At 64.7% G+C, this 21,308-nt stretch carries 17 protein-coding genes and 1 pseudogene; 8 read left to right on the plus strand and 10 right to left on the minus strand.

All coding sequences use genetic code 11. From position 1 onward, the window contains the following. Positions 1-8: 8 nt before the first annotated feature. Genes IVB13_RS19065 through IVB13_RS19075 form a run of 3 tightly spaced genes read left to right on the plus strand, consistent with a single transcriptional unit; the run spans position 9 to position 5,651 of the window. Complete coding sequence (locus IVB13_RS19065) at positions 9-797, plus strand: DNA repair protein (RefSeq protein ID WP_247490031.1); 789 nt, start codon at positions 9-11, stop codon at positions 795-797. Continuing rightward, positions 694-2,286 carry a DNA polymerase Y family protein gene (locus tag IVB13_RS19070; protein ID WP_247490033.1) on the plus strand — a complete coding sequence of 531 codons (1,593 nt, stop codon included), beginning with the start codon at positions 694-696 and terminating at the stop codon, positions 2,284-2,286. Before IVB13_RS19065 ends, IVB13_RS19070 begins: the two co-directional genes overlap by 104 nt. Then, complete coding sequence (locus tag IVB13_RS19075) at positions 2,283-5,651, plus strand: error-prone DNA polymerase (protein ID WP_247490034.1); 3,369 nt, start codon at positions 2,283-2,285, stop codon at positions 5,649-5,651. The genes IVB13_RS19070 and IVB13_RS19075 overlap by 4 nt, the downstream gene beginning before the upstream one ends. 114 nt (positions 5,652-5,765) lie before the next feature. Here IVB13_RS19075 and IVB13_RS19080 read toward each other — a convergent pair whose 3' ends face one another. Further along, positions 5,766-6,536 (minus strand): SDR family oxidoreductase, encoded by a 771-nt coding sequence (locus IVB13_RS19080; RefSeq protein ID WP_247393969.1) that lies wholly within the window; start codon positions 6,534-6,536, stop codon positions 5,766-5,768. Positions 6,537-6,711: 175 nt separating this feature from the next. Further along, complete coding sequence (locus tag IVB13_RS19085; RefSeq protein WP_007593600.1) at positions 6,712-6,999, minus strand: hypothetical protein; 288 nt, start codon at positions 6,997-6,999, stop codon at positions 6,712-6,714. A 54-nt stretch (positions 7,000-7,053) separates the two neighbouring features. Between IVB13_RS19085 and IVB13_RS19090 the strand changes: the two genes are divergently transcribed. The 3 genes from IVB13_RS19090 to IVB13_RS19100 all read left to right on the plus strand — a co-directional run bounded on the left by IVB13_RS19090 (position 7,054) and on the right by IVB13_RS19100 (position 13,011). Then, positions 7,054-8,466, plus strand: coding sequence for a CoA transferase (locus IVB13_RS19090; RefSeq protein WP_247490036.1), 1,413 nt, complete (start codon positions 7,054-7,056; stop codon positions 8,464-8,466). A 145-nt stretch (positions 8,467-8,611) separates the two neighbouring features. Next, positions 8,612-9,856 carry an efflux RND transporter periplasmic adaptor subunit gene (locus tag IVB13_RS19095; RefSeq protein WP_247490038.1) on the plus strand — a complete coding sequence of 415 codons (1,245 nt, stop codon included), beginning with the start codon at positions 8,612-8,614 and terminating at the stop codon, positions 9,854-9,856. Positions 9,857-9,894: 38 nt separating this feature from the next. After that, on the plus strand, positions 9,895-13,011 hold the full coding sequence (locus IVB13_RS19100; protein ID WP_247490040.1) for a CusA/CzcA family heavy metal efflux RND transporter: 3,117 nt from the start codon (positions 9,895-9,897) through the stop codon (positions 13,009-13,011). A gap of 9 nt (positions 13,012-13,020) precedes the next feature. Here IVB13_RS19100 and IVB13_RS19105 read toward each other — a convergent pair whose 3' ends face one another. From IVB13_RS19105 to IVB13_RS19135, 7 genes and pseudogenes are all read right to left on the minus strand, one after another. Next, a complete protein-coding gene (locus tag IVB13_RS19105) occupies positions 13,021-13,416 on the minus strand; it encodes a LysE family transporter (protein ID WP_247490256.1) in 396 nt (131 codons plus the stop codon). A gap of 1 nt (position 13,417) precedes the next feature. Then, a pseudogene (locus IVB13_RS40465) lies at positions 13,418-13,642 on the minus strand (permease); the annotation flags it as partial. A gap of 200 nt (positions 13,643-13,842) precedes the next feature. Beyond that, positions 13,843-14,805: an amidohydrolase family protein gene (locus tag IVB13_RS19115; RefSeq protein WP_247490042.1), complete on the minus strand. Its 963-nt coding sequence runs from the start codon at positions 14,803-14,805 to the stop codon at positions 13,843-13,845. A gap of 51 nt (positions 14,806-14,856) precedes the next feature. Continuing rightward, entirely contained in the window at positions 14,857-15,414 is a 558-nt protein-coding gene (locus IVB13_RS19120; RefSeq protein ID WP_247490044.1) for a hypothetical protein, read from the minus strand. Positions 15,415-15,438: 24 nt separating this feature from the next. Further along, positions 15,439-16,836: a TolC family outer membrane protein gene (locus tag IVB13_RS19125; RefSeq protein ID WP_247490046.1), complete on the minus strand. Its 1,398-nt coding sequence runs from the start codon at positions 16,834-16,836 to the stop codon at positions 15,439-15,441. Between the two features lie 222 nt (positions 16,837-17,058). Further along, entirely contained in the window at positions 17,059-17,838 is a 780-nt protein-coding gene (locus IVB13_RS19130; protein ID WP_018456894.1) for an enoyl-CoA hydratase, read from the minus strand. A 162-nt stretch (positions 17,839-18,000) separates the two neighbouring features. Further along, positions 18,001-18,666, minus strand: a complete 666-nt coding sequence (locus IVB13_RS19135) for a hypothetical protein (RefSeq protein ID WP_247490047.1) — start codon at positions 18,664-18,666, stop codon at positions 18,001-18,003. A 293-nt stretch (positions 18,667-18,959) separates the two neighbouring features. Between IVB13_RS19135 and IVB13_RS19140 the strand changes: the two genes are divergently transcribed. Both IVB13_RS19140 and IVB13_RS19145 read left to right on the plus strand, forming a co-directional pair. Continuing rightward, positions 18,960-19,505: a sigma-70 family RNA polymerase sigma factor gene (locus tag IVB13_RS19140; protein WP_247490049.1), complete on the plus strand. Its 546-nt coding sequence runs from the start codon at positions 18,960-18,962 to the stop codon at positions 19,503-19,505. A 2-nt stretch (positions 19,506-19,507) separates the two neighbouring features. After that, positions 19,508-20,146: a DUF1109 domain-containing protein gene (locus IVB13_RS19145; RefSeq protein WP_247371002.1), complete on the plus strand. Its 639-nt coding sequence runs from the start codon at positions 19,508-19,510 to the stop codon at positions 20,144-20,146. Positions 20,147-20,156: 10 nt separating this feature from the next. On the opposite strand, the gene IVB13_RS19150 is transcribed toward IVB13_RS19145, so the two are convergent. Next, on the minus strand, positions 20,157-21,260 hold the full coding sequence (locus tag IVB13_RS19150; protein ID WP_247490052.1) for a DUF2336 domain-containing protein: 1,104 nt from the start codon (positions 21,258-21,260) through the stop codon (positions 20,157-20,159). Between the last annotated feature and the right edge of the window lie 48 nt (positions 21,261-21,308).

The following is a 21,308-nucleotide window of genomic DNA, read 5'->3' on the forward strand; positions in this document are numbered from 1 at the left end:
CGGCGTATATGAGCGGCGCACGAACAAGCGCGCTTGCAGCCTTGCGCGGCCAGATCGAGCGCATCGAGACGGCGGAGGTCGTGCATCATCGCGACCGTGTCGCGCTCGGCCATCGCAAGGCCGACAGCGCGCTGAAGGGCGGGCTCGCGCGCGCGGCAATCCACGAGGTATTTTGCGAAGGACGTCAGGGCGCGGCCGCGACCGGCTTTGTCACCGGTCTTGCAGGGCGCGTGACGGCTCGCAAACCGCTGCTGTGGGTGCGGCAGGATTTTTCAGAAATTGAAACCGGTGCGCTGTCGATGAGCGGGCTCGCCGAGATCGGTCTCGATCCGCACCGCATGGTGATGGTGCGCGCCGCCGACGTGGAGAGCGCGCTGCGCACGTCGGCCGATGCGCTCGCCTGCGACGCGCTGGGTGCGGTCGTGCTCGAGCTCTGGGGCGAGACGAGGCAGTTCGATCTCGTGGCGAGCCGCAAGCTGACGCTGGCTGCGCAATCTTCCGGTGTCACCGGCCTGTTGCTGCGGATGGCCGCGCAACCTTTACCCTCGACCGCCGAGACCAGATGGATGCTTCGCGCGGCGCATTCGCCGCCGGGCGCGATGTGGAGCGCCTGGGGGGCGCCGCGCTTCGATGCCGAGCTCCTGCGCAATCGTCACGGTCCGTGCGGCCGGTGGATCATGGAATGGAAATGTGATGAGTGCCAGTTCTCTGAATCGTCGGCGTATCCTCAGCCTGTGGCTACCGCGCCTGCCCATCGATCGGATCCAGCGGTTCTTCGGCAACGTCGGACTGCATAAAAATAATGCGCCTAGCATCGTCGTTGCCAAGGATAGCAACGCGCTGGTGATCCATGCGCTGGACGAGGCGGCCGAGCGCCTCGGTCTGCATATCGGCCAGCCTCTAGCCAATGCCCGGGCGATGTGTCCAAATCTCAAGGTGTTCGACGCCGATGCCGTGGCCGATGCGAAGACGATCGGCGACATCGCGGACTGGTGCGACCGCTTCACGCCGCTGGTGGCGCTCGATCCGCCGCACGGACTGTTCCTCGACATCACCGGCTGCGCGCATCTGTTCGGCGGCGAGGCTGCGCTGTTGCAAACCCTTGTCCGTGCCCTCGACCGCCAGGGCTTTGCGGTCAGCGCGGCGATCGCCGGTACCTCGGTCTGTGCGCGCACGCTGACGCGCCATGCATCTGGTAGTATCGTTGCCGATGGCGGGGAGGCGGCGGCAATCAGCCGGTTTCCGGTGTCCGCGCTTGGTGCAGGCGAGGCCATCAGTACCGGCCTGCGTCGCGCCGGCCTGAAGACGGTCGGCGATGTCGCTTCCCGCGAGCCGCATGAAATCACGGCGCGGTTCGGCGCACGGTTCTCCACGCTGCTCGCGCATGCGCTGGGGCAGGGCGATGCGCCGATCAATCCGCGCAAGCCGCTGCCCGATTACATCGTGGAGAAACGCTTTGCCGAGCCGATCGCGACCGACACCATGATCGCGATGACGCTGTCGCGCCTGGCGGACACGCTGATTGCGTCTATGGAGAAGCAGGGCAAGGGCGCGCGCCGCCTGGAAGCTGCCTTCTTCCGCACCGACGGCGCGGTGCGCGCGATTATGGTCGAGACCGGACGTCCCGTGACGCAAAGCAAAGTCATCGACCGGCTGTTCCGCGAGCGTCTCGATGCCCTCGCCGATCCGCTCGATCCTGGCTTCGGCTTCGACATGGTGCGACTGTCGGCAAGCCGCACCGAGATCGTGCTGCAGGAGCAGCGCGATCTCGACGCCCATGTCCACGACAATGACGAGCTTGCCGCGCTGATCGACCGCATCGCCGCGCGCATCGGCGGAAAGCGCGTCGTCGTGCACCTGCCTGAGGATACCCATATCCCTGAATGTGCGGTGCTGGCGGCCCCTGCGCAACATCATCTCGCCGTGGCCATGCAGGCCGAATGGCCCGCGCGCACCGAGGGTGAGCCGCCGCTGCGTCCGTTGCGGTTGTTCGACAAGCCTGAGCCGATCAATGTGCCGTTTGCGACCGTGCCCGACGGCCCGCCGCATCAATTCACCTGGCGCCGCGCGCAGCATGCGGTGGTGCGGGTAGAGGGCCCCGAGCGCATCGCCATGGAATGGTGGCGGCAGGACGGCAAGCAACTGACGCGGGACTATTTCCGCATCGAGGATGCCGAGGGCCTGCGCTTCTGGATCTTTCGCGACGGTCTTTACGAGGGGGAGTGCTTCGACGGCGACGGCAAGCCTGCTCCTCCCGGCTGGTATGTGCACGGTCTCTTCGCATGAACACGCCCGCTTATGCCGAGATCGGCATCACCACGAATTTCTCCTTCCTGCGCGGCGGCTCGGATCCGCGCGACTATGTACATCAGGCCAGCATCCTCGGCATTCCCGCGATCGGCATTGCCGATCACAACACGCTGGCCGGTGTGGTGCGCGCCTACAAGGAGCTCGACAATGACGAGGTGCTGCACAAGCCGAAGCTTTTGATTGGCACCCGCATCGTCTTCATCGACGGCACGCCCGATATCCTGGTCTATCCGCGTGACCGCGCCGCCTATGGCCGGCTGTGCCAGCTTCTCACCCGGGGCAAGCGCGGCGACGGTATCACGCGGATCGCGAAGGGCGAGTGCCATCTCACCTTCGCCGATCTCCTTGCGTTTTCCGAAGGCCAGCTCCTGATCCTGACGCTGCCGCATCGCTTCGATGCGGCGCAAGCGCAGGACATCCTCGCCAAGCTGAAGGCAAGTCGCGCCGAGGGCGTGTGGCTGGCGGCGAGCCTGGTCTATCGCGGCGACGATCGCCGTCGCCTCGCGCAGCTCGATGATCTCGCCGCAAAAGCAAAAGTGCCGCTGCTTGCGACCAACGAGGTGCTCTATCACCACCCCGCGCGCCGTCCCCTCCAGGACGTTCTGACCTGCATCCGGGAAAAGACCACGATCGAGGCGGTCGGCCGGAAGCTGGAAGCCAATGCCGAGCGATTTCTGAAGACGCCCAGGGAGATGGCGCGGCTGTTCCGCGATTTCCCTGAGGCTATCGCGGAGACCATGCGCTTTGCGGACAAAATCACCTTCTCGCTCGACCAGCTCAAATACCAGTATCCGGATGAGCCGGTGCCACCGGGGAAGACCGCGCAGGGGCATCTGGAGGATCTGACCTGGGCCGGTGTCGACAAATATTTTGGCGGCAAGATCGACGACAAGCTGCGCGCCACCCTGAAGAAAGAACTCGCACTGATCGCCGATCTGAAATACGCGCATTACTTCCTCACCGTGCACGACATCGTGCATTACGCCCGCAGCCAGAACATTTTGTGCCAGGGGCGGGGATCGGCGGCGAATTCGGCGGTCTGCTACGTGCTCGGCATCACCTCGGTCGACCCGACCAAGGTCGATCTGCTGTTCGAGCGCTTCATCTCCAAGGAGCGGCTGGAGCCGCCCGACATCGACGTCGATTTCGAGCATTCGCGGCGCGAGGAGGTGATGCAATATGTCTATCGGCGTTACGGCCGCCATCGCGCCGCGATCATCGCCACCGTCATTCATTATCGCCCGCGCAGCGCCATCCGCGACGTCGGCAAGGCGCTGGGCCTGACCGAGGACGTCACTGCCGCACTCGCCGACACCGTCTGGGGAAGCTGGGGCAAGGGCCTCAACGACATGCAGGTCAGGCAGGCCGGCCTCGATCCGCAGAATTCAATGATCAACCTCGCAGTCGAGCTCGCGACCGAGCTGATCGAATTCCCCCGTCATCTGTCCCAGCATGTCGGCGGCTATGTGCTCACGCAGGACCGGCTCGACACCTATGTGCCGATCGGCAATGCCGCGATGGACGATCGCACCTTCATCGAATGGGACAAGGACGACGTCGACGCGCTCAACATGATGAAGGTCGACGTGCTCGCGCTGGGCATGCTGACCTGCATCCGCAAATGCTTTGATTTGATCGAGCAGCACAAGGGCGAACGCTGGATGCTGGCGAGCGTCCCGCAGGATGATTCCAGGGTTTACGACATGCTGTGCGACGGGGAATCGCTCGGCGTGTTCCAAGTCGAGAGCCGCGCGCAGATGAACATGTTGCCGCGGCTGAGGCCGCGGACCTTCTACGATCTCGTGATCGAGGTCGCGATCGTGCGGCCTGGTCCGATCCAGGGCGACATGGTGCATCCTTATCTGCGGCGGCGGAACGGCCTGGAAAAGGTGAGCTATCCGTCTCCGTCGCCGGATCATGGCGACAAGGACGAGCTTTACAGGGTGCTGCACAAGACGCTCGGCGTGCCCTTGTTCCAGGAGCAGGCGATGCGGATCGCGATCGAAGCCGCGAAGTTCACGGCCGAGGAGGCCAACGGCCTGCGCCGTGCGATGGCAACGTTCCGCAATGTCGGCACCATCGGCAAGTTCGAAGACAAGATGATCGGCAACATGATCGCACGCGGTTATGCGCCGGATTTTGCCAGAAACTGTTTCGAACAGATCAAGGGTTTTGGCAGCTACGGTTTTCCGGAGAGCCATGCTGCAAGCTTCGCGCAGCTTGTCTATATCTCCTCATGGCTGAAGCATTATCACCCTGATGCATTCTGCTGCGGCCTCCTGAACTCGCAGCCGATGGGCTTTTACGCCCCGGCGCAGATCGTCAGCGACGCTCGCAAGAACGGCGTCGAGGTGCGCGAGATCGATGTGTCCTACAGCTTTGCGCAGAACACGCTGGAGGAAGGAAGTGGCAAATATTGCGCCGTGCGCCTGGGCTTCCGCCAGATCGACGGTTTTCATTGGCTCGATGAGGATGAGGAAAGGCTGAAAAGAGGCGCGTCCCGGAATGACCGTGTGGAGAGAGCGCCCGACTGGGCCGACCGCATCGTCTCCGCGCGCAACCGCCGGCCCTTCACCTCGCTGGAAGATTTCGCCCGCGACACCGGACTGCCCAAGCGCGCGCTGATCCTGCTTGCCGATGCCGCCGCGTTTCGCTCGCTCGGGCTCGATCGCCGCGAGGCGCTGTGGCAGGTGCGGCGCCTGCCCGACGATGTGCCGCTGCCGCTGTTCGAGGTGGCCACCGCACGCGAGCAGCCGGACGAGCACGCCAAGCCGTTGCCGGTGATGCCGCGGGCCGAACAGGTGCTCGCGGACTATCAGACCATTCGCCTTTCACTCAAAGGCCATCCGGTGGAATTCTTGCGCGAGATGTTTACGCGCGAGCGCATCGTCGCCTGCAAGGACATCAATCACGACAACGAACGGCGGCGCGTCTGCTGTGCCGGCGTCGTGCTGGTACGGCAGCGGCCGGGCAGCGCCAGCGGCGTCGTGTTCATGACACTGGAGGACGAAACCGGCATCGCCAATGTCGTGGTGTGGCCGAAGATCATGGAGCAGTACCGGAAAGAGGTGATGGGCGCGCGCCTCATCCTGGTCGAGGGCTACATCCAGAGCAGTCCGGAAAAGGTGACGCATCTAATCGCCCAGCGGATGATCGACCGTTCGCACGATCTGGTCGGCCTTGCCAACGACGCCCTCGGCCGCAAGCATCCGGTGCCGGCAGGCGCCACCGTGGTCGAACCGCTCAACGACGACCCCCGCGCCCACACGGATGCGCCCGCGCAAAAAATCCGTCATCCCCGCAATGTCCGTATCCTGCCGCCGTCGCGGGACTTTCATTGAGGTTGTGGGACGCGCCGCTCTCGCACCGTCATTGCGAGCGCAGCGAAGCAATCCAGACTGTCACCGCGGAGAGATACTGGATTGTTTCGCTACGCTCGCAATGACGAGTTTGTTCTAGAAATTCACCCGGTTCGAGATCGCGCCGTCCACCACCAGGTTTGAGCCCGTAGTGAACCCCGACACCGGGCTTGCCAGAAACACCGCTGCGCTCGCGATTTCCTGCGGCGTCGCCATGCGGCCGGTGGGGTTACGCTTCATCGCATCATTGTAGCGCTCGGGCATGTTATGCTCGATCGTCTCCCAGACGCCGCCCTTGAAATAGACCGTGCCGGGCGAGACCACGTTGACGCGGATCTTCTTCTTCGCATATTGCCGCGCCAGTCCCTTGGCCATGTGGATCAACGCCGCCTTGATCGGACCGTAGGAGCTCGCTGTGTCCGCTTGCGCCGCGGAGATCGATGAGATGATCACGAAGGCGGCGTCGCCGCTGCTCGCACCGCTGGCCTCGAGGAACGGCCGCGCGGCGTCGAACGCATGCACGGCGCCGAGCAGGTCGAGCCGAAAATTCTGTTCCCACGATGCGGCATCATGGCCTTGCGCCATCGCGCCCGCGTTGGAGAACAGCATGTCGATGCCGCCAAGCTCCTTTGCAGCATTCTCGATCCAGGATTTCAGTGCCGCGCCGTCGGTGACGTCGACCGGGCCGCCGGTCGCGCGGATCCCGCTTGCCTTCAACTCCGAAACGGTAGCGGCAACCTGATCACCGTTGCGCGCGCACACCGCGACATTGCTGCCTTCGCCGGCCAACGTCGCCGCAATCGCCCGCCCGATGCCGCGCGTGCCGCCGAGCACGATGGCGTTCTTGCCCTTGAGACCGAGATCCATTGTTTGGTTTTCCTTTTTGTTGGTTGCAGCGAGTGTAGCTGTTCCGAGGGGCGCCTAAAAGCCTCCAGATCGTCATTGCGAGGAGCTCTTGCGACGAAGCAATCCAGACTGCCACCGCGGAAAGATTCTGGATTGCTTCGCTTCGCTCGCAATGACGTTGTGGAAACAGCGGCCCTCACTCCGGTGCCGCTCCCACCGGCGGGCCGCCGGGCGGGCGGTGCAGGAATGTCAGTGAGACGTAGGCGCCGGCCCAGGAGCCGATCGCCGCGAAAGCCACATAGAAAGCGTTTTCGGTGTAGCTGATCACCGCATAGGAGGAGAGCATGTACCAGACCGCGCTCCAGTTCGCCGCGGGCACGCGCTTGCGCGCGATCACGGCCGAGGTGAACATGACATAGACCGCGTCGGTGGCCGCCGTTGCGATGAACACGGCGCCTGCGGTGAGGGGATCGATGGCGGCCATTGCATGTCCTTGTGTGCTAATGCGATGGTCGCAAACTAAAGGGAGAGAAGGGTCATGCAAAGCCCCACCGAGATTCTCAGCAACATCTGGACCTCCGCCGGCGGTGACGCCGCCGCGCTCGCGCGCGTGCGGCTGACGGGCGAGGAGCCGCAGATCCCGTCCTCGTTTCGCGTCGCAATTGCCGGCCAGACAACGATCGCCGCCGCCGGCCTTGCCGCCGCCGAAATCTGGAGATTGCGCAGCGGCGAAGCGCAGGACGTCAGCGTCGACCTGCGCCATGCCGTCGCCGAATGCCGCTCCGAGCGCTACTTGCGCGTCGACGACAAGCCGCCGCCGCCCGCTTGGGACGCCATCGCCGGCGTCTACAGAACCGGCGACAACCGCTTCGTCCGCTGCCACACCAATTTCCCGCATCATCGCGACGCCGTCTGCAAGGTGCTCGGCTGCGAACCCGAGCGCGAGAAGGTGCAGGCCGCATTGATGCAATGGAAGAGCGAGGATTTCGAGACTGCGACCTACGCCGCGGGCGGCGTCGTTGCCCTGATGCGTTCGTACGACGAATGGTCGGCGCTGCCGCAGGCCCGCGCGCTCGCCGAATTGCCGCTGGTCTCGATCGAGAAGATCGGCGAGGCCCCGCCGAAGCCATGGCCGCAACGATTGCCAAAAGGCGATCGCCCGCTCGCAGGCCTGCGCGTGCTCGATCTCTCTCGCGTCATCGCGGGGCCCGTCGCCGGCCGCACGCTCGCCGCGCACGGCGCGGATGTGCTGCTCGTGTCAGGCCCCGAACTGCCGGCCATTCCGTGGCTGACCATCGACACCGGGCGCGGCAAGCTCACCACCTTCATCGAGCTGAAAAGCGAGGCCGGGCGTGCGCAGTTGCGCGAGCTCTTGAGAGACGCCGATATCTTCTCGCAAGGCTATCGCCCGCGCGCGCTTGCCGCTCTCGGCTTCACGCCGGAGGACGCAGCGACAATCAACCCCGGCATCGTCTACGTAACGCTGTCAGCCTATGGCCATGCCGGTCCCTGGGCTGAACGGCGCGGCTTCGATTCGCTGGTGCAGACCACGACCGGGTTCAACCATGCCGAAGGACAGGCTGCCGGCATCGATGGACCGAAGGAATTGCCGGCGCAGATGCTCGACCACGCCACCGGCTATCTGATGGCGTTCGGCGCGATGATGGCCAAGGCCCGCCAGGCCCGCGAAGGCGGCAGCTGGCACGTGCGCGTGTCGCTGGCGCAGACCGGGCGCTGGCTGTGGAATCTCGGACGGCTCGAAAAGGGCCTGAATACCCCGGATATTGCGGGTGAGGCCGTACATGCTGCATTCATCGAGGGCATGCCATCTGGCTTCGGCACGTTGAAGGCGGTGCGCCATTCAGCACTGCTGTCGAAGACGCCGGCGCAATGGAGCCGTCCGGCCATGCCGCTCGGCAGTCATCCGGCAGAGTGGCCGGTGACAAGCTGACGTGAAGCTGACGTGTCGCAAATTTTTAACGCAAACCGAAAGGCGCCCGGCGTTTTTTAGGTTGTTTGAAATTACAATTCGGCACTATTAGCGCGACCGATGACGCCGGCATCCGCTGGTATCATCGCAGACATGACCGGGCCCCATGGTAGTTGAAAATACCAAGCGTTTGCAGGTGCTTACAAAACAACGGGTAATTACATCCGTAGTTTTACTAGCTCTTGCCGGTGCCGGGGCCTACGGCTTCCTCTATGCGGGAGCCAAGGAGAAGAGCCACTCCGAGATCTCCAGCCAATCGCGCAGAAATGCGCAGAACTTCACGCCGACGCCGTCCGAATGGGCGACGCTGACGATCGAGCCGGTCAAGGCCAAGACCTTCCGCGCCGAGTATGTCACCGAGGGCAAGGTCGCAGTCGACGAGGACCGTTCGACGCCGGTGTTTTCACCCTATGCAGGCCGGGTGACCAAGCTGCTCGCCAAGCCAGGCGAGGTGCTGAAGCAAGGCCAACCGCTGTTCACGATCGAGGCCGCCGACACCGTGCAGGCCCAGAACGATTTCATTGCGGCGATGAGCTCACAGAACAAGGCCAAGTCGGCGATCGATCTTGCCGATATCCAGTTCAAGCGCGCCAAGGACCTCTACGAGGGCCATGCCATCCCACTGAAGGACTATCAGCAGGCGGAAGCGACCCAGGTTCAAGCGCTGAACGACATGCGCTCCTCGGCGACAGCGCTGGAAGCCGCGCGCAACAAGCTGCGGATCCTCGGCTTCACCGACGAGACCATCAAGGCGTTCCAGGACAAGGGCGTCATCAATCCGGAAGTCACGATCTATTCGCCAATCGCAGGCACGGTCGTGCAGCGTAAAATTGGCCCCGGCCAGTACGTCAATTCGGGCGCCAGCGATCCGGTCTTCGTCGTCGGCGACCTCTCCACGGTCTGGCTCACCGCCTTCGTGCGCGAGAGCGATGCGGCTGCCGTGTGCATCGGGCAGGACATCAGCGTCAACGTGATGGCGCTCCCGGGCCGTCCCTTGACCGCCAAGGTCAACTACGTCGCCGCCGCGATCGATCCGAACACCCGTCGCCTGCTGGTCCGCGCCACCATCGACAACAAGGACGGTCTGCTGAAGCCGGAGATGTTCGCCAACGTAACGATCTATTCGTCCGGCGACCGCGCCGCGCCGGCGGTACCGAAGCAGGCCTTGATCTACGAAGCCGACAAGGTCCGCCTCTGGGTGGCACGCGAGGACAAGTCGGTCGAGCTGCGGGAGATCAAGATCGGTCTCATCAATGGCAATCTCGTCGAGGTCACCAGCAATCTGAAGCCCGGCGAGCAGGTGGTCACCAAAGGCAGCCTGTTCATCGACCGCGCGGCGTCCGGCAGCTGATCGACGGGCCGGGAAAAAAAGACAAGCTGAAGACCTGAATGGATCGCCTCGTCGCCCTTGCCGTCAACCGGCGCTTCCTGATGGTCGGGATGTTCGTCGCCGTGCTCATCGGCGGCCTGATTGCGTTCAACCAGCTCAACATCGAGGCTTATCCGGATCCGACCCCGCCGATGGTCGACATCGTGACGCAGAGCCCGGGCCTGTCGGCGGAGGAGATCGAGCGCTACATCACGATTCCGATCGAGACCCAGGTCGCGGGTCTGAAGAACGTGACGACCATTCGCACCATCTCGCTCTACGGCCTCTCCGACGTCAAACTGCAGTTCTCGTTCGCTTACACCTATGACGAGGCATTGCAGCAGGTGTTGAACCGCCTGGCGCAGCTCGCGCCGCTGCCCGGCAATGTGCAGCCGCAGATCTCGCCGCTCAGTCCAATTGGCGAAATCTTCCGCTACCGTCTCGTCGGCCCGCCGAACTACAGCGTGCTCGACCTCAAGACCATCCAGGACTGGATCCTCCAGCGGCGCTTCCGTGCCGTGCCCGGCGTGATCGACGTCACCGGATGGGGCGGCAAGAGCAAGACCTACGAGCTCCAGGTCGACTTCAACAAGCTGGTCGCCAACGGCCTGACGCTGCCGCAATTGCTCCAGGCGGTCGGCAATTCCAACGTCAATGTCGGCGGCAACACCGTCAATATCGGTCAGCAATCGGCCGTGGTGCGCGGCGTCGGCCTGATCCGCTCGATCGACGACCTCGCCAACACCATGGTCTCGCAGACCAACGGCAATCCGGTGCTGGTCAAGGACGTCGCCACCGTCACCGTCGGCCAGAAGCCCCGTCTCGGCATCGCCGGTCTCGATGAGTCCGACGACATCGTGCAAGGCATCGTCCTGATGCGCCGCGGCGAGCAGAGCTCGCCAACCATCAAGCGCGTCCACCAACTCGTTCAAACCATCAACGACTCCAGCATCCTGCCGCCCGGCGTGCGCATCGAGCGCATCTATGACCGCGGGGACCTGATCGACCTCACGACCCACACCGTGCTCCACAACATGGTGATCGGCATTCTGCTGATCGTGTTGCTGCAGTGGATATTTCTCGGCGATCTCCGCAGTGCGCTGATCGTCGGCGCCACCATTCCGTTCGCGCTGTTCTTCGCGGTGATCATCCTGGTGCTACGGGGGGAATCGGCGAACCTGTTGTCGGTCGGCGCGATCGATTTCGGCCTGATCGTCGATGCCACCGTCATCATGGTGGAGGCGATCTTCCGGCGCCTGACGCAGACGACGCCGATGTCGGAATCCGAGCAGATGTCGTCCGAGACGCTGTTCGGCATGAAAAGCCACGCCATCCTCAGCGCGGCGGCCGATGTCTCTCGTTCGATCTTCTTCGCCGCGGCCATCATCATCGCGGCCTTCCTGCCGCTGTTCACGCTCTCCGGCGTCGAGGGCAACATCTTCGGACCGATGGCCCGGACCTATGCCTACGCGCTGGCCGGCGGTCTGCTTGCGACGTTCACCGTCACTCCTGCGCTGTCGGCGATCATTCTGCCGGCGCATGTTCATGAGACCGAGACCAGGGTGATGCTGATCCTGCATCGGATCTACATGCCGGTGCTGCATTGGGCGGTCGCCAACCGCGGCATCATACTCGGCGGCGCATTCGGCCTCGTACTGATGACGGTTGCGCTCAGCCGCTTGCTTGGCCTCGAATTCCTGCCGAAGCTGGAGGAGGGCAATCTCTGGATCCGCGCCACGCTGCCGCCGACCATCTCGCTTCAGGAAGGCAACTCTTACGTCAACGAAATGCGCAAGGTGATCCGCGCGCGGCCTGAAGTGGAATCCGTGGTGTCGCAGCACGGCCGCCCCGATGACGGCACCGACGCCGCCGGCTTCTTCAACGCCGAGTTCTTCGCGCCGCTCAAGCCCGCCAGCCAATGGCCCGGCACCCGCGACAAGGAAGAGCTGACCGCGCAACTGCTCAAGCAGCTTGACGATCGCTTCCCCGGCGTCGAGTTCAACTTCTCGCAATATCTCCAGGACAATGTCTCCGAAGCCGTTTCCGGCGTGAAGGGCGAGAACTCGATCAAGCTGTTCGGCAGCGATCTCCAGGCGCTGACCGACACCGCCAACAAGATCAAGTCGGTGCTATCAACCGTGCAGGGCGTCACCGACCTTGCCGTGTTCACCTCACTGGGGCAGCCGACGATCCAGATCGATATCAACCGTGCCAAGGCCGCGCGCTATGGCCTCGCGCCGGGCGACATCAACGCCACCATCAAGGTCGCGATCGGCGGCGACACCGCCGGTGACATCTACGAGGCAGGAAGCGACCGCCACTTCCCGATCATCGTTCGTCTTGCGCCGGAATTCCGCAGGAGCGCCGAGGCGATCCAGAATTTGCGGATCGGTGCGCCCGGACCGAACGGCACCGTCACGCAGATCCCCCTGAGCGAGGTCGCCACCATCAGCCTCGTCTCGGGTGCGGCCTACATTTATCGCGAGCAGCAGGAGCGCTATCTGCCGATCAAGTTCTCGGTACGTGAACGCGACCTCGGCAGCGCCATCCGCGAGGCGCAGCAGAAGATCGCCGCTCAGGTGCAACTGCCGCCCGGCGCGCACATGGACTGGGTCGGCGAATTCGGCAATCTCCAGGACGCGATCCGGCGATTGTCGATCGTAGTGCCGATCTCGCTGGCGCTGATCGGCGTCCTGCTCTGGTTCAATTTCGGCTCGATGACCGACACGCTGCTTGCCATGAGCGTGATCCCGATGGCCATCTTCGGCGGCGTGCTCGGTCTCTTGATCACAGGTACCGCCTTCAGTGTCTCGGCGGCGATCGGCTTCATCGCGCTGTTCGGCATCGCCGTAATGGACGGCATCATCATCCTGTCGCAGTTCAACCAACTCATCGAAGAGGGCATGGACCGCATGAGCGCGGTGATACGCACCGGCGAATTGCAGCTTCGGCCGGTGCTGATGACCTGCGTCGTCGCCGGCATCGGCCTGTTGCCGGCCGCGCTGTCGGAAGGCATCGGCTCGCAGGTGCAGAAGCCGCTTGCGGTGGTCGTGGTGACAGGCATGATGCTCGCCCCTATCGTGATCCTGGTGACGCTGCCGGTGTTGATCTCCTTCTTCTCCCGCCGCGCACGCTGACGCCGCCAATCACAGCATCCGCTGCGCGATCCGCACCAGCATCATGGTGCCGAGGCCCAGCAGCATCAAGCTGGCCAACCGACTGCTCATCGACAGCATGCACGGCGTCAGCCGTGACCGCGCCATTGCCACGATCGTGCTGAGCACGGTCCACCAGATCGCGGAACCGACGAAGACACCGGCGATCAGCGGGGCTGCCGCGGTCTGCATTGAAAAGGCGTGCAGCGCAGCCAGAAACAGGATGACGGTCAGCGGATTGGTGAACCCAAGCGCGATGGCGCTGAGATAGGCCCGCGCCAGATGCACGTTGTCGACGACGTCGGTCGTCTGGAGCGCGACCGAGCCGGGTCCGGATCGCGAACCACAGCAGCGTGAGCGCCGAGACAGTGCCGAAGCCGGCGGCATTGGCCTCGACCCAGGGCTGTGCCAGCGAGCCCAGTCCCAAAACCGCGAGGGCGCTGTAGGTGAGATGCACGGTCGCGGCGCCGAAGCCGGTCGCGAGGCCCGTGGCCATGCCGGATGCCAATGTGCGCTGTATGCACAGCATGCCCATCGGTCCGATGGGGGCGGCCACGGCGAAACCAATTCCAATGCCGGAAAAAAGCGCGGCAAGATAATGCGATAAAGGCATGCACCCGCACGAACAAATGAAATCTGTGCGTGTGCGTAGCCCCGAAAAAGAACCGCCGCCTCAACCAGAAGGGTGAGAAACGAACGAGAGCACAAACACGTTCGTGTGAGTCCAACGAGTTTGTGCCTTCGCGACAACAGTTCCACGCCTCATTGTGGAACCGTGTCGCGGTCGTTGAACCGAATTGCGCTTGGCGCGACTCAGAACCCGTAGAGTTGCGCCGGGTTGTCGACCAGGATCTTCTTGCGCACATCCGCATCCGGCGCCCACACCGGAAGCTGGTTGAGCAGGCGGCCGTCGTCGATCTGGTAGAGCGGCGCGATGTCGGTGGCTTTGCGTCCCTCGACACGGCTCGAATCCGGATGCGGCCAGTCCGTGCCCCAGACGATGCGGTCCGCATTCGCCGCGATCAGTGCGCGGGCATAGGGCACCATGTCCTGATAATCGGGCGCGAGCTTCGAGGAGCGATAGGCGCCGGAAATCTTGACATAGCCCTTGCCGGATTTCACCAGCGCGACCAGGTCGGAAAATCCCGGCTGCTCCAGCCCAAGCGAGGCCTCAAGCCCGCCGAAATGGTCGAATACAACGGGTACCGGCGCCGTCTCGACGAGGTCCTTGATCGCCGAGATCATGGGAAGCGTGGTGTAGAGCTGCACGTGCCAGCCCCGCGCCTTCATGCGCTCGACTGCGGCGGTGAAGCGCGGCCGGCCGACATTGGGGTCGTTGACGCCGCCGGTCGCGAGATTGAGGCGGACACCGCGAAAGCCGTCTGCCTGCATCGTGTCAAGCTGGGCCTCGGTCGTTTTGTCGTCGATCACGGCCACCCCGCGCGCGGCCGCGCCACGCGCTTTCATGCCGAACAGCGTCGACGAGTTGTCGGTGCCGTAGACGCTCGGCGTCACGATCACCACGCGCTCGATATGCAGCGCCTTGTGCAGCGCGGCCATCTCCTCCGGCGAAGCCGGTTCCGGCGTGTAGACGCGGCCCGCGAAGAACGGAAATTTTTCGACATCGCCATGGATGTGGGTGTGACAGTCGCAGGCATGGGCCGGGACGTCGAAATTGACCGGAGTGGCGGGCTGCGCGGCACGTGCGTGGGCTTTGTTCGACATGGCAACTCCGGCGGCAAGGGAGGCAAGCAGGACGCTGCGTCGGCTGAGCATGGTTTCTCTCCCTGTATTATTATTTGGCAGTGGCATCGTGACAGTATCACATCAGCCCGGCAGCCGCTGCGCTTCGCTGCATAGCTGCTCGACGAGGTCCGCAAGCGGGCGTGAGCCGTCGACGCGCACGACCGGGCAGGGCAGCTTCGCGAGCCACGCCTCATCTCTTGCGAGACTGCGACCCTCGCGATCGCCGGCTTCGTAGTGCGAGGCCCAGTCGACGAACGACTCCGCCTCCTCATGACGCCAGCCGCCCTGTGCGACGGCATCCGCTCCGAAATGCGTAGCCTCGCGGTCACGCAGGCGCTGCAAGCGAAGCTTGCGCGGCGTCGTCACAAAGACGACGAGATCGAAGAATGGGATGAACTCGTCGCCCCAGCCGGTGACCGTTCCGCTCAGCACCCAATCGAGCCGCGGCAGAAACATCTCGCGCATCAGGCGCAGACGCTCGGCGGCGGGGCGCGTAGTCTGGTAGGGCGGCGCCGTCGGCAGCCAGAAATAATCATCGCTGTCGTGATGCGGCAGCGCAAGCCGGCTCGCGAGCGCGCGGCCGATCGTCGTCACGCCGGAGCCGGAGGCTCCCATCAGATGGATGCGGCGGCTTTTCATCGGCACCAAGCCAGACGATTGAAACTACTGCCCCGATGGCGTGCGCAGGCCGTGCCAGGCGTCGCGGACCTGCTGGTAGTGCACCTCGGGCAGATAGTCCGGCGTGTTCAGGCCCAAGGTCTTGACGTCGAGATGGCCGACGGCGCTGAGCAGCGTGTAGGAAGCGATCACGCGGTCGCGGTTGGCGCCGATCAGGCGGGCCTTGGCCTGGATCAAATCGGCCTGCGAGTTCAGCACATCCACCGTCGTGCGCTGTCCACCGGCGGCCTCGCGCTGCACGCCCTGGAGCGCGACGGTCGCCGCCTTCACTTCGGACTCCGAGGCCGAGACCGCGATCTTGGCGCCTTCATTGGCAACCCAGGCGCTGACCGCCGCCGTGCGCGCCTGGTTGCGCACCTGATCGAGCACGAGCCGGCTCTGTGCCGTGATTTCCTTGGCCTGCCGGGTCTGTGCGGCGGCCTGGCCGCCGTCGTAGATCGGCACGGTGACATTGGCGACGATCGAGGCCTGATCTTCGGCGAAGGTGCCGAGCGTCGGGTCGTTGTTGCGGCTCTTGCTGGCGCTGCCCTGGACGCTGGCGCTCGGCAGCAGCGCGCCTTCGGCGACGCGGATGTTGGTGGAGGCGACATCGACATCGAAGCCAGCAGCCATCACCGCTGGGTGCTGACGGATCGCCATCGTCAGCGCGTCCTCGCGGCTCTTCGGCAGATAGCGGTCGACGACTTCGGCGGCCCGAAGCTGCGATGGCGCATTGCCGATCACTTGCGCGTAGATCGCCTGGCTCACCGCCAGCGCGACTTCCGCGGCGTTCAGATCGGAAAGCCCGCGGTTGAGCCGCGCCTCGGCCTGGGCACTGTCGGTCGGCGTGACGTCGCCAGCGTTGAGGCGCCGCTGGGTGACCGAGAGCGTTTCGCGCAGGAAGGCGACGTTGGAGCGCTGCGCCTCGACCAGTGACTGGTTGGCGAGCACGTTGGTGTAGGCGGTGACCGCGTCGAGCAGCACGCCCTGGCCGACGTTGCGCAGCGCCTCGCGGCCCGACTGGACCTGGAGTTCGGCGGCGCGCACGTTGTTGGCGGTGCGGAAACCGTTGAACAGGGTCTGCGACACGGTGACACCGATGATCCATGGCTTCAGATTGGCGGTCTGGACGGTGTTGTCGGGCAGCAGGTTGCGCACCGATTGCAACCCGGCGCTGAGGCTTGCCACGATCTGTGGCCGGTAGCCGGCGAGCGCCTGCGGCACGTTCTCGTCGGTGGCGCGCTGCCGCGCACGCTCGGCATTGAGTTGCGGATTGGTCTGGTAGGCCTTGGCGAGCGCCTCCGGCAGCGCTTCCGCCCGTGCGGCGGAGGGCAGGGCGCAACACAGCGCCAGCGTGGTCCATGTCGCGAGCACAGGAGCCACGCCCGATCGATGCCGCGTCATCACGCGACCAGCTCTGGCGGCACGCCCAATCATGTAATCCCGCAAATCCCGGCTGTCCGCCCCCGCCGACGGCGGCTCTCTTAGCTGTTTAACCAGCCGAGGTCCCGCAGGCAAACTGCCGCGGGGGAAACCCCCATGTATTCCGTGCTTGTTGCAGGCACGTCACACGGATTCTGCGGGAAAGCGGCAGAGCCTTACACCAGCCTGACCGCTCGCCTGCCTTTACCTGTTCTTGTTCACCGGCTTCCGCTTCTCGATGAACGCCGCCATGCCCTCGGAGCGGTCCTCCAGTGCGAAGGTCGAGTGGAACAGGTTGCGCTCGACGCTCATGCCCTCGGCGAGCGTGGTCTCGAAGGCGCGGTTGACCGCTTCCTTGGCCATCGCGACCGCGGGCCGCGACATCGCGGCGATCTTCTCGGCCGCGGCCATCACCTCGTCCATCAGCTTGTCGGCGGGAACGATGCGGCTGACCAGGCCGCTGCGCTCGGCTTCGGCCGCATCCATCATGCGGCCGGTGAGGCAAAGGTCCATTGCCTTGGACTTGCCGATCGCACGGGTCAGGCGCTGGGTGCCGCCGATGCCGGGGATGGTGCCGAGCGTGATTTCGGGTTGGCCAAATTTGGCGGTGTCGGCGGCGATGATGAAGTCGCACATCATCGCGAGCTCGCAGCCGCCGCCGAGCGCGTAGCCCGCGACCGCGGCGATCGTCGGCTTGCGGCAGCGCGCGACCCGATCGCCGCCGATCGCGGCAAAATCCTCCGAGAACATGTCGATGAAGCCTTTCGGCTGCATCTCCTTGATGTCGGCGCCGGCGGCAAACGCCTTCTCGCTGCCGGTCACGACGATGCAGCCGATGGCGTTATCGGCTTCGAGATCGTCGACGGCCGCGGCGATCTCGCGGAAGACGCCGAAGGAGAGTGCGTTGAGCAGCTTCGGCCGGTTCAGCTTGATGATGCCGACCGCGCCTTTGCTTTCGACGATGATGTGTTCGAAAGTGCTCATGCTCCACCCACGCTTTTGGTTGAGCGGGCAATGTGCCCGCTGGCGCGGTGGGCTTCAAGAGGCCGCAAAGCCATCGGCGCAAGGACGGCCGGAACACGCGGCCAGATGCGCGTTCCGGACCAGGTCCCGCGGGCCGGCGATCAGGCCAAAATCAAGCCAAAGTCACGCCATGAACATGCGCGCGGCTGAGGCCAGCGTCAGCAGCGTGCCGACGCCGATGAAGATTTTTCCGATCAGGGAGCTCTGGTCCCAGGCCGAGCTCTGCTGGCTGCTTGCCATCACCGGCGCCGGACGCGGCTGCGCGTCGGTTGCGGCGATCACCGCCCTCTGCGCCGGCGTGTTGTCCTGTTGCAGGGCGCGGTCGATGTCGTTGAGCTGATCGGGTGCGACGACCTGGCTCTCGGCGTTCGGGGCGGCGGTATTATCGGCCGCGGCCTGGACGTTGTCGTTGGCCCGGCCCGTCATTGCGGAAGCGGCAGCCGCGGTCGGCGTATCGGCGGCGGCGAGTTGCGCATTGGCGTTGGCGATTTCCGGCGGCATCTGGCTCGAGGTCGGCGCGTCACGATTGTCGGCCTTCGTCTCATCGGCCGTTGCCGCGGCGTCCTTCTTGTCGGCCTTGTCGTCGGATTTTTCTGCCGTCTTGGTGTTGTCGCGGTGACGCGACGTGTGATGCCGCTGCTTGGTTGGCTTGACCGTGTCGGCCTGTTTGCCCGCGCTGTCCGACTTGCTGCTTGCGGCTGAATTCGGCGCCGCCTGTGCAACGCCCCCGAACAGCAAGAAAAGCCCGGCCAGGAGAATCAGGGCCGCGCGCCCGCTGGCTTTCATCATGTTGACGATCTCCCCAAATTCCGCCCGTCCCGGGACTGAACAGAGACCCTGGGGCGTGACCACAGCGGGGCAGAAAATGGGAATCTTCGGGCCACACCGGGCAAAAGCGCGGCAAAACCGCTGCCTTCGCAGCCGGCCGCGGGGTGCGGACTGGACCGATCGGTGTTATGAGCCGTCGCAGATCCTGACGGCCGCATCGGTCGCGTGGCCAAGCAAGATCACGAATTCGTGATCTGGCTGATGCCAGCGTAACAAACTGAAAGAGCGGCCGAATTGCATGGTGAGGGGCGCGCGTGCGCGGACGTGAGGACGAGTGGACCGGCCTGATGCGGTCGGCCATGGCAGGCGATGACGCGGCGTATCATCGCCTGTTGAAGGCGGTCACGCCTGTGCTGCGCGCTGCCGCGAGGCGCGGCCTGGCTCGGGCCGGGCAGCCTCCCGACCAAGCCGAGGATATCGTGCAGGAGATTTTGTTGGCGGTGCATCTGAAGCGGCACACTTGGGACAGCGAAGCCCCCTTCGCCCCGTGGCTGTTTGCGATCGTTCGCAACAAGCTGATCGACATGCTGCGGCGACGGGGCAGGCGGATCTTCGTCAACATCGACGATTTCGCCGAGACCCTGCCGGGCGAGGCGCCGCAGGAGACCGCTTCGGCCAGCGAGGTCGCCAGCCAGCTCAATACGCTGCCGCAGCGCCAGCGCGACGTGTTGCAGTCGATCGCGGTCGACAGCACCTCGATCAAGGACACGGCGGTGAAATATTCGATGAGCGAGGGCGCGGTGCGGGTCGCGCTACATCGCGGACTTGCCGCGCTGACTGCCAAACTGCGGGACCAGTAGTCATGGACACCGATCAACTCATTCGCTCGCTCGCGGCCGACAACGCCCATCGTCCGCCGCGCGTCGGCGCGGTGCTGACCATGGCGCTGCTGGTCGCTGCGCCGCTGTCGATCCTGATCTTCGCCACCTTTCTCGGTGTGCGTCACGATGTGATGACGGCGATGCACAACCCGTTCTTCGACATGAAATTCGCGGTCACACTGTCGCTCGCGATTCCCGCGATCATCGTCAGCCTGCATCTGTCGCGTCCCGAAGCCTTGCTGCGTGGCTGGGGCTGGCTACTGCTGCTGCCGGTCGGGCTGCTCGCGGTGGCGATCGGTAGCGAGGCGATGATGGCGCCGGCCATGCCGATGACGATGCGATTGATGGGCAAGAATTCCAGGGTATGCCTGTTCGCAATCCCTGCGATGTCGCTGCCGCTGCTTGCTGGGGCCCTGTTCGGCCTTCGCCACGGTGCGCCGTCCCATCCCGCACTCGCCGGTGCGCTCGCTGGCCTGGTGTCGGCGGGCCTTGCCGCGACGCTGTACGCCTCGCACTGTACCGACGACTCGCCGCTGTTCGTCGCGACCTGGTACACGCTCGCCACCGCGTTGGTGGCGGCAATTGGGGCGCTGGCGGGGGCGAAGGTCCTACGCTACTAGCTTGCCGGCTTCACGCCGCCGGCGTCGCGCCCTGCTGCATGCGGTGGAAGCGCAGAACCTGCTGCGCCGTCGAGCTGCGCAGCGCCTCGTAAGCGTCGCGCAGCGTCAGCATGTCGGTCCGCGAGCCGCCTGAGAGCTTCTCGCGCAGGGCAATGATGGCGCGGACGCTCGACCATTGCATGGCCGCGACCTTGGCGAGGATCATCACGCCCTCGATCCGGCTTTCGATCATCATGGTCTCGGCGGTCTCGACTGCGACGCCCGCAAGCGCCGCGAGCCCCGCATTGGTCTCGTCGAACTTGCCCTGCTCCGCGAAGGTGGCGACCTGGAGCTCGGTGAGGCGGCCGTCCTCATGCAGCGACTTCACCAGCGCGCGCGCCCTCTCGGTCTGCCTGGTCATGCTGGCGGCGCGGATTCGCTGGGCCGCTTCCTGGACCACGCTGGACACGTCGTCCGCGAACTCGGGGTGCGCGGCCTCCAGCTTCCTGCGCACGGCCAAGGAGGCCTTTGCGACCAGCTTCAAATAATGATGGCGGGGCAAGTCGGGCCGCAGGCCGATGCAACTGGCGAGGTCGTCGTCACGCTCGGCGCGGGTCACGAGGTCGGCGAGACTTCCCTCCGACAGTTGCGCACCCGGATTGCTGACGGTCGATTGCACCACGTCCTCGTCGCCGCGGGTCACCAGCACGTCGGTCAGCGCTTCCGACAGCACCCGCCGTAGCGAGATCGCCTTGAGATGGGCTTGACCCCTGGTGCGCGCGATCTCGATCAGGATCTCCTCGTCCAGCCGTTCGGATTTCGACAGCACCGGGCCGGAAACCTCAATCACCTCGTCGAGCGCGAGCGTGCGGATGATCTTCGGCGGCGCAGCCGCGATCGGTGCGAGGCGGTCGGCGAGCAGCGCCTTGGCGGACGTCTCGATCTGCTCGATCAGGCACTGGAACACGTCATCGAACACACGAACGTGGTCGTCGGAATAGTCCGAGGCGTTGCCCACGAAGAGATCTGTGACGCGGCGCAGCGTCTCGACCCGGTGCGCGACGGTGCCGTGCGAGAGCGCGGTTTGCAATTCCTCGAGCAGATTCTCGGATGATTTGGCGGATTTAGATCTCATTGCCCTGTCCTGGCGCGTTCGGCCCGGCAGCGGCTTCGGTCGCGCCGG

Source organism: Bradyrhizobium sp. 17 (assembly GCF_023073515.1).
Classification (GTDB): Bacteria; Pseudomonadota; Alphaproteobacteria; order Rhizobiales; family Xanthobacteraceae; genus Bradyrhizobium; species Bradyrhizobium canariense_D.